Source organism: Acidovorax sp. GW823-FHT05D11 (assembly GCF_058795695.1).
The window spans coordinates 4,032,367-4,044,505 of sequence record NZ_CM179502.1; the positions used below are offsets into that span (position 1 = coordinate 4,032,367).

Annotated in this window: 13 protein-coding genes; 5 read left to right on the plus strand and 8 right to left on the minus strand. The window is 70.2% G+C overall.

Annotation, left to right across the window (positions count from 1 at the left end; genetic code table 11):
- Positions 1 to 15: 15 nt before the first annotated feature.
- The 5 genes from AC3RCE_RS18600 (at position 16) to AC3RCE_RS18620 (ending at position 5,170) form a co-directional block, all read left to right on the plus strand.
- Complete coding sequence (locus tag AC3RCE_RS18600; RefSeq protein ID WP_492253651.1) at positions 16 to 342, plus strand: (2Fe-2S)-binding protein; 327 nt, start codon at positions 16 to 18, stop codon at positions 340 to 342.
- The gene (locus AC3RCE_RS18605) at positions 339 to 1,745 is read left to right on the plus strand and encodes an FAD/NAD(P)-dependent oxidoreductase (RefSeq protein WP_492253652.1); all 1,407 of its coding nucleotides are present in this window, start codon (positions 339 to 341) and stop codon (positions 1,743 to 1,745) included. The genes AC3RCE_RS18600 and AC3RCE_RS18605 overlap by 4 nt, the downstream gene beginning before the upstream one ends.
- Complete coding sequence (locus AC3RCE_RS18610) at positions 1,742 to 2,923, plus strand: NAD(P)/FAD-dependent oxidoreductase (protein ID WP_218295637.1); 1,182 nt, start codon at positions 1,742 to 1,744, stop codon at positions 2,921 to 2,923. The genes AC3RCE_RS18605 and AC3RCE_RS18610 overlap by 4 nt, the downstream gene beginning before the upstream one ends.
- A gap of 46 nt (positions 2,924 to 2,969) precedes the next feature.
- Complete coding sequence (locus tag AC3RCE_RS18615) at positions 2,970 to 4,043, plus strand: ABC transporter substrate-binding protein (protein WP_218295638.1); 1,074 nt, start codon at positions 2,970 to 2,972, stop codon at positions 4,041 to 4,043.
- Between the two features lie 152 nt (positions 4,044 to 4,195).
- On the plus strand, positions 4,196 to 5,170 hold the full coding sequence (locus tag AC3RCE_RS18620) for a c-type cytochrome (RefSeq protein WP_218295639.1): 975 nt from the start codon (positions 4,196 to 4,198) through the stop codon (positions 5,168 to 5,170).
- 84 nt (positions 5,171 to 5,254) lie between these two features.
- On the opposite strand, the gene AC3RCE_RS18625 is transcribed toward AC3RCE_RS18620, so the two are convergent.
- The 8 genes from AC3RCE_RS18625 to AC3RCE_RS18660 form a co-directional block, all read right to left on the minus strand.
- A complete protein-coding gene (locus tag AC3RCE_RS18625; RefSeq protein WP_369643029.1) occupies positions 5,255 to 5,998 on the minus strand; it encodes a cupredoxin domain-containing protein in 744 nt (247 codons plus the stop codon).
- Between the two features lie 4 nt (positions 5,999 to 6,002).
- On the minus strand, positions 6,003 to 6,461 hold the full coding sequence (locus AC3RCE_RS18630; RefSeq protein ID WP_492255408.1) for a group I truncated hemoglobin: 459 nt from the start codon (positions 6,459 to 6,461) through the stop codon (positions 6,003 to 6,005).
- Positions 6,462 to 6,487: 26 nt separating this feature from the next.
- Positions 6,488 to 7,423, minus strand: a complete 936-nt coding sequence (locus tag AC3RCE_RS18635) for a DUF3034 family protein (RefSeq protein WP_492253653.1) — start codon at positions 7,421 to 7,423, stop codon at positions 6,488 to 6,490.
- Between the two features lie 141 nt (positions 7,424 to 7,564).
- A complete protein-coding gene (locus AC3RCE_RS18640; protein ID WP_492253654.1) occupies positions 7,565 to 8,356 on the minus strand; it encodes an anti-sigma factor in 792 nt (263 codons plus the stop codon).
- A 15-nt stretch (positions 8,357 to 8,371) separates the two neighbouring features.
- Positions 8,372 to 8,947 (minus strand): sigma-70 family RNA polymerase sigma factor, encoded by a 576-nt coding sequence (locus AC3RCE_RS18645; protein ID WP_218340070.1) that lies wholly within the window; start codon positions 8,945 to 8,947, stop codon positions 8,372 to 8,374.
- A gap of 173 nt (positions 8,948 to 9,120) precedes the next feature.
- Positions 9,121 to 10,071, minus strand: a complete 951-nt coding sequence (locus tag AC3RCE_RS18650) for a DMT family transporter (protein ID WP_492253655.1) — start codon at positions 10,069 to 10,071, stop codon at positions 9,121 to 9,123.
- 122 nt (positions 10,072 to 10,193) lie between these two features.
- A complete protein-coding gene (locus AC3RCE_RS18655; RefSeq protein ID WP_255594731.1) occupies positions 10,194 to 11,186 on the minus strand; it encodes a Bug family tripartite tricarboxylate transporter substrate binding protein in 993 nt (330 codons plus the stop codon).
- A 70-nt stretch (positions 11,187 to 11,256) separates the two neighbouring features.
- Positions 11,257 to 12,123: an SDR family NAD(P)-dependent oxidoreductase gene (locus AC3RCE_RS18660; RefSeq protein WP_255591092.1), complete on the minus strand. Its 867-nt coding sequence runs from the start codon at positions 12,121 to 12,123 to the stop codon at positions 11,257 to 11,259.
- Between the last annotated feature and the right edge of the window lie 16 nt (positions 12,124 to 12,139).

Sequence of the window (12,139 nt, forward strand, 5' to 3'; positions counted from 1 at the left end):
ATGAGCACCGAAAACATGAGTTCCAGCCCTGCCTTGCTGCACCGCTTGGCCGAGAAGAGCCGTGCGCCCGTGCACTTCACCATCAACGGCCAATCCGCCACCGCTCTTCAGGGCGATACGGTGCTGACGGCCATCCTCACGCAGCATGCGCAACTGCGCCGCAACGAGTTCAGCCATGAGCCGCGCGCAGGCTTCTGTTTGATGGGTGCCTGCCAGGACTGCTGGGTGCTGACCGACAGCGGCGAGCGCCTGCGCGCCTGCAGCACCTTCGTCACACCCGGCATGGCGCTGCGCACCGAGCCCGTGGATGCCGAGGTTTTTGCGCGCGGAGGCCAGCCATGACGATGGCGCCCCCTTTGCAACCCGTGATCGTGGGCGCGGGCCCGGCCGGCATCCGCGCCGCGCAGACGCTGGCGGCCCACGGCGTGCGGCCGGTGCTGATCGACGAAGCCGCGCGCGGCGGCGGGCAGATCTACCGCCGCCCGCCCGCCCACTTCAAGCGCACCCCCGCCACGCTGTACGGCACCGAGGCCGCGCGTGCCACCGCACTGCACGACACGCTGGACGGCCTGCACGCACAGATCGACTACCAGCCCGACAGCCTGGTGTGGAATGCGCAAGGCGGCCTGCTGGACGTGTTGCACGGCCCCACGCAGACCACGCGCACCGTGCCCTACGGCCAGCTCATCGTGGCCAGCGGCGCCACCGACCGCGTGCTGCCCGTGCCGGGCTGGACGCTGCCGGGTGTCTACACGCTGGGCGGCGCGCAGGTGGCGCTCAAGTTCCAGGGCTGCGCCATCGGCAGCCGGGTGGTGCTGATGGGCACGGGCCCGCTGCTGTACCTGGTGGCCTACCAGTACGCCAAGGCCGGCGCCATGGTGGCTGCGGTGCTCGACACCGCGCGCTTGGCCGACCAGCTGGCCGCCGTGCCCGCCATGCTCACGCAGCCGGCGGTGTTCGCCAAGGGCGTCTACTACGTGGGCTGGCTGCGTGCGCACGGCGTGCCCATCCACAGCGGCATCCGCCCCGTGCGCGTGCTGGGCGATGGCCGCGTGGCCGGCGTGGTGTGGGCCGATGGCGCCGGGCGCGAGCACACGCTCAGCTGCGACGCCGTGGGCTTTGGCTACGCGCTGCGCTCCGAAACACAGCTGGCCGACCTGCTGGGCTGCCGCTTTGGCTGGGCACCGATGCACCGCGCCCACCTGCCCGAGCGCGATGCCGCAGGCCGCAGCAGCGTGCAGGGCGTGTACCTGGCGGGCGACGGCGCGGGCATCCTGGGTGCCGACGCGGCCGAGTGGGCCGGCGAGCTGGCCGCGCTGGCACTGCTGCAGGACCACGGGGCGGCCGTGGACGCGGCGCGCATGCGGGCGCTGCAGGGGCAGCTCCACCGCCTGATGCGGTTTCGCCACGGGCTGGAACGCGCCTTTCCCTTCCCCACCGACTGGGCCGCGCACGCGCCCGATGCGCTGGTGGTGTGCCGCTGCGAGAACATCACGGCGGGCGAGCTGCGCGCCTGCGTGCGCGAGACCGGTGCCGACGAGATGAACCGACTGAAGGCGCTCACCCGCGTGGGCATGGGCCGCTGCCAGGGCCGCAGCTGCGGCGTGGCCGCGGCCGAGATCCTGGCGCAGGCCACCGGCCAGCCCGTGGAGCGGGTGGGCCGGCTGCGCGGACAGGCGCCGATCAAGCCGATACCGATCCACCTGCAGGCACGGCAGGCCACCGACGCGGGAGCCAGCGCATGAACAGCAGCACGCCTCGGACCGTCAAGACCGACGTCGCCATCGTGGGCGGCGGCATCGTGGGTGCATCGGCCGCGCTGGCCCTGCGCCGCCAGGGCGTCGATGTCGTGCTGCTCGAGCGCGATCGCTGCGGCTCGCGCTCGAGCGGCGTGAACTACGGCGGTGTGCGCCGCCAGGGGCGACCCCTGAGCCAGTTGCCCCTGGCGCAGCGCGCCCACCAGATCTGGGCGCGCCTGCCCGAACTGATCGGCACCGATGGCGAGTACGCCCGCACCGGGCATTTCAAGATCGCGCGCAGCGAGGCGGACATGGCCGCGCTGGAGCACTACGCCCACCAGAGCCGGGACTTCGACCTGGGCATCGAGCTGATCAGCGGCGAGCGCCTGCGGGCGCAGTGCCCCTGGCTGGGCGGCAAGGCGGTGGGCGGCTCGCTGTGCGTGGACGATGGGCAGGCCAACCCGCGCCTGGTGTCGCCCGCGTTCGCGCTGGCAGCCCAACGCGCCGGCGCGCAGATCTTCGAGCGCTCGCCGCTCACACGCATCGAACACGACGGCCGGCAGTTGTTCACGCTGCACTCGGACACGGCACTGGAGGTCAGTGCCCCGGTGGTGCTCAACTGCGCGGGTGCCTGGGCCGGTGCGATGGCGGAGCAGTTTGGCGAACCGGTGCCGCTGCGCTCCGGCCACCCCGCGATGATGGTCACCGAGCCCCTGCCCTATTTCATGCAATGGAGCCTGGGCGTGGAAGGCGGCGGCATCTACTGCCGGCAGGTGGCGCGCGGCAATCTGGTGCTGGGCGGCGGGTCGGGCTTCTGGCTCGACGGCGACCGCGCGCGCTCGGAGCGCAGCGCCATCGCGTCGCTCACCGTGCAGGCGGTCGAGCTGCTGCCTGCGCTGACGCACGCGCACTTCATCCGCACCTGGAGCGGCACCGAGGGCTACCTGCCCGACCGCCAGCCCGTGCTGTGCAAGAGCCGCACCACGCCCGGCCTGATCCATGGCTTCGGCTTTGCGGGCGCGGGCTTTCAGATCGGCCCCGCCGTGGGCGAAGTGCTGGCCGAACTGGCGCGCGACGGGCACACCAGCACGCCGATCGACGCGTTTTCCCTGGCTCGCTTTGACACGCCGCCAGCGCCCGCCGCGGGCGCCACGCCCACAACAACCACAGCGCAGGCCCATTGAGCCCGCCGACCTCTCCCCACCCCCTCCCACCCGAAAGGCAATCACCATGAACTTCGCTTTCCGCCCGAACGTTTCCCTGCGCCGCGGCCTGCTGGCTGCGGCCGCTGCCACGGCCCTGGCCGCCAGCGGCGCAGCCGTGGCACAGACCCCCAAGACGCTGTACATCGGCATGAACGGCGGCACCATGGAGAAGGCGTACACCCAGTACGTGTTCCCGGCGTTCGAGAAGCTGCACGGCGTGAAGGTCGTGGTGGTGCCGGGCACGTCCTCGGACATATTGGCCAAGGCCCAGGCCAACAAGGACAAGCCGCAGATGCACGTGATGTTCCTCGATGACGGCATCATGGTGCGCGCCATGGGCATGGGCCTGTGCGAGAAGCAGCGCCCCAACCCGCACCTGAACGACATCTACCCCGCGGCGCGCTTCAAGGACGACCTGGCCAGCGGCGTGAGCCTGGGCATGACCGGCATCGCCTACAACACCAAGATGTTCACCGAAAAGGGCTGGGCCGCGCCCACCTCGTGGATGGACTTTGCAGACCCCAAGTACAAGGGCAAGGTGGTGTTCCAGTCCATGCCGTCGTCGTCGTTCGGGCTGCACGGCTTCCTGATGTTCAACCGCATCCAGGGCGGCAACGACAAGAACGTGGAACCGGGCTTCAACAACTGGGCCAAGACCATCGGCCCCAATGTGCTCGAATACATCCCGAGCTCGGCCAAGATCTCCGAGATGGTGCAGACCGGCGAGGCCGCGCTGTTCCCGCTCACGCCCACGGCCGTGGCCGCGCTCAAGTCCAAGGGCATTCCCGTGGAATACGCACAGCCCAAGGAGGGCTCGGTGGTGCTGATGACCGGCCAGTGCGTGATCGCCAGGAACAGCGAGCCCGAGCTGGCGCAGAAGCTGGCCGAGTTCCTGCTGAGCCCGCTGGCGCAGGCCAACGTGCTGCAGTTCGGCGCGCAGATCCCCACCAACCCCAAGGCCCCGGCCGTGGGCGAAGGCGCGGCGCAAGTGGCGCAGATCAGCCAGTGGATGAAGAACGCCGTGACGCTGGACTGGGACAGCGTGAACGCCAACCGCCCGGCCTGGAACACGCGCTGGAACAAGACCATCGAGCGCTGAACCTTCGCGGCCCCCCACACCGGCGGGCCGTTTGTGACAAATGTCACCGGCCCCGCCACGCCTTGCGGCGGCGGGTGGCACAAACCGCTTCTTCGAATTCAGAATCCGGCGCCTGGACACGCCAATCATTCATTCGAAGAAGAGGGACCCCCATGAAACGCTGGATCAAATGGACCGCCGGCGGCGCGCTGCTGCTGAGCGCCATCGTTGCCGCCACGGCGGCCAGCGGCCTGTATCTGGCCGAGCAAAAGCGCAACCGCTACATCGACATCAAGCCCCGGCCCGTGGCCTACACCACCGATGCGCAGACCATCGAGCGCGGGCGCTACCTGTATGCATCGCGCGGCTGCACCGACTGCCACGGCGCGCAGGGCACGGGCCGCGAATTCGTCAACGACGGCAAGGGCACGCGCATCATCGGGCCCAACATCACGCCCGCCGGCGTGGTGGCGCGCTACCAGCCCGAGGACTGGAACAGCGTGATCCGCCATGGCGTGAAGCCCAACGGCCGCCCCGTGCTGGTGATGCCCAGCGAGGACTACAACCGCTTCACCAACGACGACCTGAATGCCCTGGTGTCGTATGTGCGCCAGCTCAAGCCCCAGGAGGGCACGCAGGCGGTGGTGGAGCTGCCCCGCCCCGCCTGGGTGCTGTACGGCCTGGGCGCCATCCCCGACGCGGCGGCGCGCATCGACCACCAGCTCGCTCCGTCACGCCCCGTGCCAGCCGGCGTGACACTGGCCAACGGCCAGTACGTGGCCAACATGTGCATCGGCTGCCACGGCGCCACGCTGGAGGGCGGCAAGATTCCGGGCGGACCGCCCGACTGGCCCGCTGCCGCCGACATCCGCCCCGGCGCCGACAGCGCCCTGGCGCGCTACCCCACGGCGGCGAGCTTCGTCGCCATGCTGCGCACCGGCAAACGGCCGGACGGCACGCCCATCCAGGTCATGCCGTTCGAGTCGCTGGGCCAGCTCAGCGATGTGGATGCACAGGCGCTCTACCTGTACCTCAATGCCCCCGCCGGGAGCGTGAAGGTGGACAACGTGGGCGCGCCGGCCGCGGGCAACAAGAGCAGCGTCAACACCATTCCCTCGGGACCGGGCGGCCTGAAGCTGCCGGGCTGAGGAAGCGAAGGGCCGGCACGGCCCACGGGGCGCCGGCCTGCCCGCTGGCCCGCCATCCGGTGGACCACCCGCCGTGGTGGCGGGTCAGCTGCCGGGGTGCAGGTGGGCGCCGCCCGCGGGCGCCTGGCTGTACGAACCCATGGGGCCTCCCGGGGGCGCGGCGGGCGGGGCGCGGCGCACGCGCGGCACCACGCTGAGCTGCACGGTGTCGAGCACCGGGCCGGGCGCCACGTTCAGGGCCTTGCGCGGCAGGTCCACCAGCTGCTCCGCATGCCATACGCGGACCTGGGCGGCACCTTCGGGCACGGCGGGAAAGCGGGCAATGCCGTCGCCGTCGGTCTTGAGGGCCCAGGCCGAATCGGTCACGAACACATGGCCGCGCATGGAGCCGTGCAGATGGCAGCCCAGCAGCACCACGCCGGGCGTGTCGAGCTTCACGTCGGCGAAGTTGGAGGGCTTGCCATCGGTCTTGCCCGCCAGGCGCAGCTCGAAGCCGGGGTTGGTGCCGCCCGGCGCCGCGGCGGCCGCGACCGTGGCGGGGTTGCCGCGCACATGGTGGTCCCACCGGTCCTGGTTGGTGAAGCGCACGGTGGTGCCGGGGGCCACCACCGTCAAGGCGGGCACGAAGCGCATCTTCTCCTGTTCGATGGTGGGGCTGGCCTGCAGCAGGCTCGGGGGCGTGCCGGCCGTGGCGCCGGGGTACACCACCACCACCGCATCGGGCACGGGCCGGCCCTCGCGGTCCAGCACCTGGATTTGAACATTTCCGGCGCTAGCGCTTACCCATAAAGCGCTGATAGCTATCAAAATAATAGTATTTTTCATCATGGCGTCAGTGGATGGTGATCACGTCCCGGTGCATGGGTGCGAGCAGGGCCAGCAACCGGTTTTGCTGGGCGAAGGGTATGCCCTGGGCATCCATGGCGCTTTGCAGCACCTCCACGAGGGCATTGAAGTGGCCCTTGTGGATGTCCATGTCGGCATGGGCCAATTTCATGTCAGCGCCTTCATATTTGCAAGGCCCCCCGCTGAGCTGGCAGACCTGGTCGGTCAGGCTTTCCTTGAGGGCCTGGGGCTTCGCCTCCTTGAAGTGGCCGCCGATGCGCGGGTCTCTCACGACACGGTCCACGAAGTCGTCCATGAGGCGGGTGATGCCGGGCTTTTCGCCCAGCGCCTGGTACAGGCCCGCGGGCGCCGCCGGGGAGGTGGCCGGGGCAGGCTGCGACAGGGCAGCTGGAGCCCACAGGCAGGCGGCGGCCAGGGCCAGGGCAGTGAGGGTGTTGCGCTTGATCGTCACGGGGGGTCTCCGAAGCGGGCTCAGAAAGCGACCTGGGCCGACAGGTAGTAGCCCGTCTGGCGGCGGTTGTTGGTGATGCCCGGCACGATGCGCCCCAGGTCCACATACGCCAGCGTGAGCGACACGTTCTTGGTGGGTGCCCAGGCGATGAAGATGTCCTTCCAGTCGTCCTCGCGCAGCGCGGCGCCCAGGCCGGCCGCCGCCCCCAGCGCCTGCAGGTTGTTGGGCTTGAAGCGGTACTCGGCGCCGACCGCCAGGTTCTTGCTCAGCAGGTAGGCCATCGAGAACTCGGGCTGCAGGCTGCGGCTGTTCCTGCCCGGCGCGGCCGAGCCAAAGCCCAGCAGGCCGTTCTGGTTGGCATTGGTGTAGCGCAGGGTGCCGTTGACGAGCAGGCTCTGCGCCAGCAGCAGCTTGGTGGCGCTCACATACACATCGGTGCCGCTGGTTCTTGTACCGAGGAAGTCGAGCACCGACCGGATGGAGCCCGCGTGCGTGCGCTTGTGCTCCAGGCCCACGGCGATCTGCGGCATGAGGCTGTCGGCATCCAGCACGGCATCGCCCGCCACCTTCACCTTGATGCCCACCACATCCATCCGGATGTGCTGGCCGGGCGCCACGCCAAAGGGCGCGATGCCGTTGAGCGCCAGCGCAGGCGAGGCATCAAGATCCTGCCGGGCCAGCGACAGCTCCAGCCGGTCGTGCAGGCCCAGCGCCACGCCATAGCCCGTGAGGCCGTAGTCCTGCGTGGCCGCCCGCGTGGCGTAGCCGCTGAAGCCGGTCTCGCCCGCCGTGGCGTTCGTGCCGATCACGGCCCAGGGCGTGAGCCCGCCGCCGGCCGACCCGCCGATGCTGCTGACGCCGCCGGTGAGCAGCAGCTTGCCCGTCCCGGCCTGGGCCAGCCCGGCGGCGCCCATCGCCAGTGCCGCGAGCAGCGTGCAGTGAAGCCTGTATTCCATCGTGATCTCTCCCAAAGGGCGGTGTCGCGGTTGTAAGTGGATGTTGCTCCCAACTTACGAACCCCGGCACCCGGTGGATTCAAAAACGACAGATAAATTTTTTTGACGGGTGCCTGCGCCAGCCCTCCACCCCGGCGCCCCTTACAGCATGCGCTCGATCAGCGCGCCCTTGAACAGCACCGGCCCGGTAGGTCCGGTCGCGCTGGGCACGCCACCCTTGGGCTCCAGGCTGATCGCCAGGGCTGGCACCTGCTTCACATCGGCCTCGCCCGCCACCAGGGTGAGCAGCCTGTCCTGCCCCAGCACCCCCAGCGAACGCGGCCCGCCCGAGGGCGGCAGCGCCCACAGCTGCAGCGACTTGTCGGCCCCTTCCTGGAAGCCGCCCACGCGCTGCAGCACCAGCTGGTTGTTCCTGGGGTCGAAGGTGACCAGCATCGACGCGGCCTCCTTGTCGTCGGACAGCACGGCCACGTACTGGATCTGCGGCGCGGCCTGCAGTTGCTGCTGCAGCGTGGCAATCTGCCGGCCCGACGTGGCCTTGAGCGCGCCGTGCACCTGCACGCCGATCGCCACCGCCGCCACGGTGGCCAGCGCGCCCGCGGCGGCCGCGCCGCGCCACACCAAGAGGCTGTGCCACCAGCCGCCTCCCGGCACCCGGTCTGCGGGCCGATGGGCGGCCTGCAGGGCCCGCGCGGCCTTGTCCGCCTCGACCAGGTTGTGGATGCGGGTCCAGACATGCGAGGATGGCTCGGCCATTTCCTGCAGTTCGGTCAGGCCGGACCAGCGGCCTTGCCACACCAGCGCGGCAGCCCGCACGGGGGCCTGCTCGCGGGCCAGGGTTTCGAAGCGGCGGCGCGCGCCGCCCCGCAGCGTGCCCAGCGCATAGCTGGCCGCCAGGCGGTCCAGCAGTTCGGGGTGTCGGGAAAGGTTCATGGGGAGGTTCCTGGCTCAGGCATAGCGTGCCATGCAGGCGCGCAGCTGTTCCAGCCCGCGCCGGATCCAGGTCTTGACGGTGCCCAGCGGCAGCTTGAGCTGCTCGGCCAGCTCGCCGTGGCTCAGGTCGCGCAGGTAGGCCAGGCTCACCACCTCGCGCTGCCGCGTCTCCAGCTTGCCCAGGCATTGGTGCAACGCGAAGGCCTGCTCGCTCGCCTCGGTGGCGTCCATGGGGTTGGCGCCCTCGCCCGGCAGCGTTTCCGCCAGGGCATCGTCCAGTTCGTTCATGAGGTCCGCGCGGTCGCTGGTGCGCTTGCGCAGCGCATCGAGCGCGCGGCTGCGCACGATGAGCCCCAGCCACGCCATGGGCGGGCTGAGCGATGCACGGTAGCTGGCGGCCGACCGCCAGATGGTCAGGAACGACTCCTGCAGCACGTCCTCGGCCGCATCACGGTTGCGCACCACGCGCAGCGCCAGGCCAAAAAGCCGCGACGAGGTGCTCTCGTACAGGCTTTTCAGCGCGGTGTCGTCCTGCGCGGCGATGCGGTCGAGGAGGTCCATCAGTTCACGGTCTGTGTGGAGGGTGCTCATGCGCCCATTCTCTGGGATTGGTCTCTGTTCACGGTGCAATGGGATCTTCTGTGGGTGAATACGCCACAGCGGGCGCTTTGGATTCATCGCCCGGCCCGAAGAGTGCAGCGTGCGGCAGGCGCGCGGCGGCCGCGTTCAAGCCGCCCCGGGCGGCGCTGCTGCGGCTGCGACCGCTACCACTGCGCGCAGACCCCCACGAGCCCCGCCACCACCAGCGCCAGCCCCACGCCCTCGGTGCGCGTCAGGCTCTCGCGGAACACGCGGCGCGAGACGAGGTAGCTGAAAAGCACCTCCACCAGGCCCAGCGTGCGCACGTCGGACGCGGGCCGCATGGCGTAGGCCGTGAACCAAGCAATGGACGCAACCGCGCCCATCGATCCCGCCACCACCGACATGCGCCAGGCCCTCGCGATGGCGCCCGCCACTCCGGGCTGGCGTGCCAGCAGCCAGCCGCCCAGCACCACCGACTGCAGCAGCTGCGCCCAGAACACGCCCCAGGCACCGGCCACCCAGGGCGCCACGCCCGCATTGGCCTCTGCCAGCGCCAGCGACGCACCGCGAAATCCCACGCTGGCCAGCGCGAAGCAGGCGCCCGATGCCAGCCCGTAGACCACGAGCCGGCCGCTGCCCTGGCCGTCCACGGCACCTGGCCCCGCGCGCAGCGCGCGCCAGCCGCCCGGCGGCAGCGACAGCAGCACCACGCCCACCGTGGCCGCCGCCATGGCGCCCAGCGCCAGCGGGCCCGGCAGTTCGTGCAGCAGCACGGCCGAGAACAGGGCCACCTGCAGCACCTCGGTCTTGGAATACGCCACGGCAAGCACGAAGTTGCGCTCCTTCATCGCCAGCAGCAGGAAGGCCGTGGCCCCCACCTGCGTGAGCGCGCCCGTGGCAAGCCACGCGGCATACACCAGGTTGAACTGCGGAATGCCGCCCGCCCCCACCCAGGTCAGCCCCGCCACCCAGGCCGCGGCCAGCGGCAGGCCGTACAGAAAGCGCACCAGCGTGGCCGCCAGCGTGCCCAGCCCGGCGGTGAGCGAGCGCTGCGCCGCGTTGCGCGCGGTCTGGGCCAATGCGGCCCACAGCGTCAGCGGTATCCACGCCCAGGCGATCCAGGAAAGAGTCATGCAGGGGTTATAGCGGCCCCATGGCGCGCCGCCCGACGCCAATGGGCAATGCGGCCATGCAGGGGCGCGAGGGCGCGGTGCGCCCCCACGTCAGCGGCCCGGTCAGTCAGACGGCCAGACGGTCAGTCCGCCGTGATGTGGCTGGTCTCGGCCACCTTCTTCCACTTCACGATGTCGTCGGCAATGATCTTGGCGAAGGCCGCGGGCGTGTCCTCGACCGTGATGGCACCGGCGGCGGCGAACTTCTCCTGCACCATCGGCGTGCGCAGCGCACGCACGATGGCGCCGTGCAGCTTCTCCAGCACATCGGCGGGCAGGCCGGCGGGCGCCAGCACGCCGTTCCAGAAGCCTTCGTTGGCGCTCTTGAGGCCCAGCTCCGCGAAGGTGGGCACCTCGGGCAATTCCTTCAGGCGCCGAGGCGTGGCCAGGGCCATGGGAACCAGGTTGCCCGACTTGATGTGCGGCATCGACGAGGCCAGCGTGTCGTAGATCATCTCGACCTGGCCGCCGATCACGTCGTTGAGCGCCGGGCCCGTGCCGCGGTACGGCACATGCACCACGCGCAGGCCGCTGAGCGACTTGTAGTACTCCATCGCCATGTGGGTGGCGCCGCCGTTGCCCGAGGAGGCATACGAATACTTGCCGGGCGACTGGCCCACGAGCTTGGCGAACTCCGCATAGTTCTTGGCGGGGAAGCTCTTGTTGATGGCCAGCACCCCGGGCACCGACAGGATGCGCGTGATGGGCGTGAAGCTCTTGAGCGCATCGAAGCTCAGGTTCTTGTACACCGCCGAATTCGTGCCGTTGGTGCTGGTGGTGCCCAGCAGCAGCGTGTAGCCGTCGGCCTTGGATTCGGCCACGAAGCGCGCGCCCACCGAGCCGCCCGCGCCCGCCTTGTTCTCCACGATCACCGGCTGGCCCAGTTCCTTGGACAAGGCGTCGGCCAGCACGCGGCCACTGATGTCCGACGTGCCGCCCGGCGGAAACGGCACCACCAGCTTGACGGGTTTGTCAGGGAAGGCGCCCTGCGCGGCGGCGGGCAGCGCCGCCGCGGCCCCCAGCAGTGCCAGTGCGACGCCAGCGGCCGTGCGGCGGTTCATTCGGTGCTTGTTCATGGGTGTTGTCTCCTGCGAATGTGGGAATGAAAGAATCAATGGAACTTTGAAACGCTGGAACGTGAAGGGCCTACTTGCCCGTGCAGCCCTTGCCGCCATCCACCGGAATGCACACGCCCGTCACGTAGCGCGCCTCGTCGCTCGCCAGGAACAGCGCCGTGTAGGCCACGTCCCAGGCCTGGCCCATGCGGCCCATGGGGCTGGCGGCGTTGCGGGTGCGCAGCATCTCCTCGGTGCTGGCGAACTGGCCGGCGATCTGCTGGTGGATGAGCGGTGTGTCGATGACGCCCGGCAGCACCGCGTTGGCGCGGATGCCCTGGGCCGCGTACTGCACGGCCAGCGCCCGCGTGAAGTGGTTGAGCCCGGCCTTGGCCGCGTAGTACGGCATGTACGGGTAGCTGTTGATCTGCTGCGAGGCCAGCGACGAGATGTTGACGATGGCGCCGCGCCCCTGCGCCAGCATCACCGGCACCACGTGCTTGCAGGTGAGGAACACGCCGGTCAGGTTGGTGTCGATCACCTGCTGCCAGGTGGCTTCGTCCATGTCGATCACGCTGCCCATGCGCGTGATGCCCACGTTGTTGTGCAGGATGTCGATGGCGCCAAAGCGCGCGTGCACGCGCCGCGCCACCTCGGCCACGGCGGCGGAGTCCGTGACGTCGGCGGCATAGGCCTCGGCGTCGAAGCCCTCGGCGTACAGCTGGGCACGGGTTTCCTCGGCCGCCTCGCGGCGGATGTCCACCACCGCCACGCGCGCGCCTTCGCGGGCATAGACCATGGCGGCGGCCTTGCCGTTGCCCCAGCCGGGGCCAGCCGAACCGCCACCGAACACCAGTGCCACCTTGCCCGCCACACGGCCCCGGCCGGGCAGCGCATCGAGCGGCGGGAAGTACGCGGCCGACGTTGCCGGGCTGCTTGCATGTGCTGTGGTCGCCATGAATGTCTCTTTCTTT

Coding starts and splice junctions, on each gene's coding strand:
- AC3RCE_RS18600 (WP_492253651.1), top strand. CDS start 16: ATGAGTTCCAGCCCTGCCTTGCTGCACCGCTTGGCCGAGAAGAGCCGT.
- AC3RCE_RS18645 (WP_218340070.1), bottom strand. CDS start 8,947: ATGAGCACCCTCCACACAGACCGTGAACTGATGGACCTCCTCGACCGC.
- AC3RCE_RS18660 (WP_255591092.1), bottom strand. CDS start 12,123: ATGGCGACCACAGCACATGCAAGCAGCCCGGCAACGTCGGCCGCGTAC.
- AC3RCE_RS18620 (WP_218295639.1), top strand. CDS start 4,196: ATGAAACGCTGGATCAAATGGACCGCCGGCGGCGCGCTGCTGCTGAGC.
- AC3RCE_RS18625 (WP_369643029.1), bottom strand. CDS start 5,998: ATGATGAAAAATACTATTATTTTGATAGCTATCAGCGCTTTATGGGTA.
- AC3RCE_RS18605 (WP_492253652.1), top strand. CDS start 339: ATGACGATGGCGCCCCCTTTGCAACCCGTGATCGTGGGCGCGGGCCCG.
- AC3RCE_RS18655 (WP_255594731.1), bottom strand. CDS start 11,186: ATGAACAAGCACCGAATGAACCGCCGCACGGCCGCTGGCGTCGCACTG.
- AC3RCE_RS18640 (WP_492253654.1), bottom strand. CDS start 8,356: ATGAACCTTTCCCGACACCCCGAACTGCTGGACCGCCTGGCGGCCAGC.
- AC3RCE_RS18650 (WP_492253655.1), bottom strand. CDS start 10,071: ATGACTCTTTCCTGGATCGCCTGGGCGTGGATACCGCTGACGCTGTGG.
- AC3RCE_RS18615 (WP_218295638.1), top strand. CDS start 2,970: ATGAACTTCGCTTTCCGCCCGAACGTTTCCCTGCGCCGCGGCCTGCTG.
- AC3RCE_RS18610 (WP_218295637.1), top strand. CDS start 1,742: ATGAACAGCAGCACGCCTCGGACCGTCAAGACCGACGTCGCCATCGTG.
- AC3RCE_RS18635 (WP_492253653.1), bottom strand. CDS start 7,423: ATGGAATACAGGCTTCACTGCACGCTGCTCGCGGCACTGGCGATGGGC.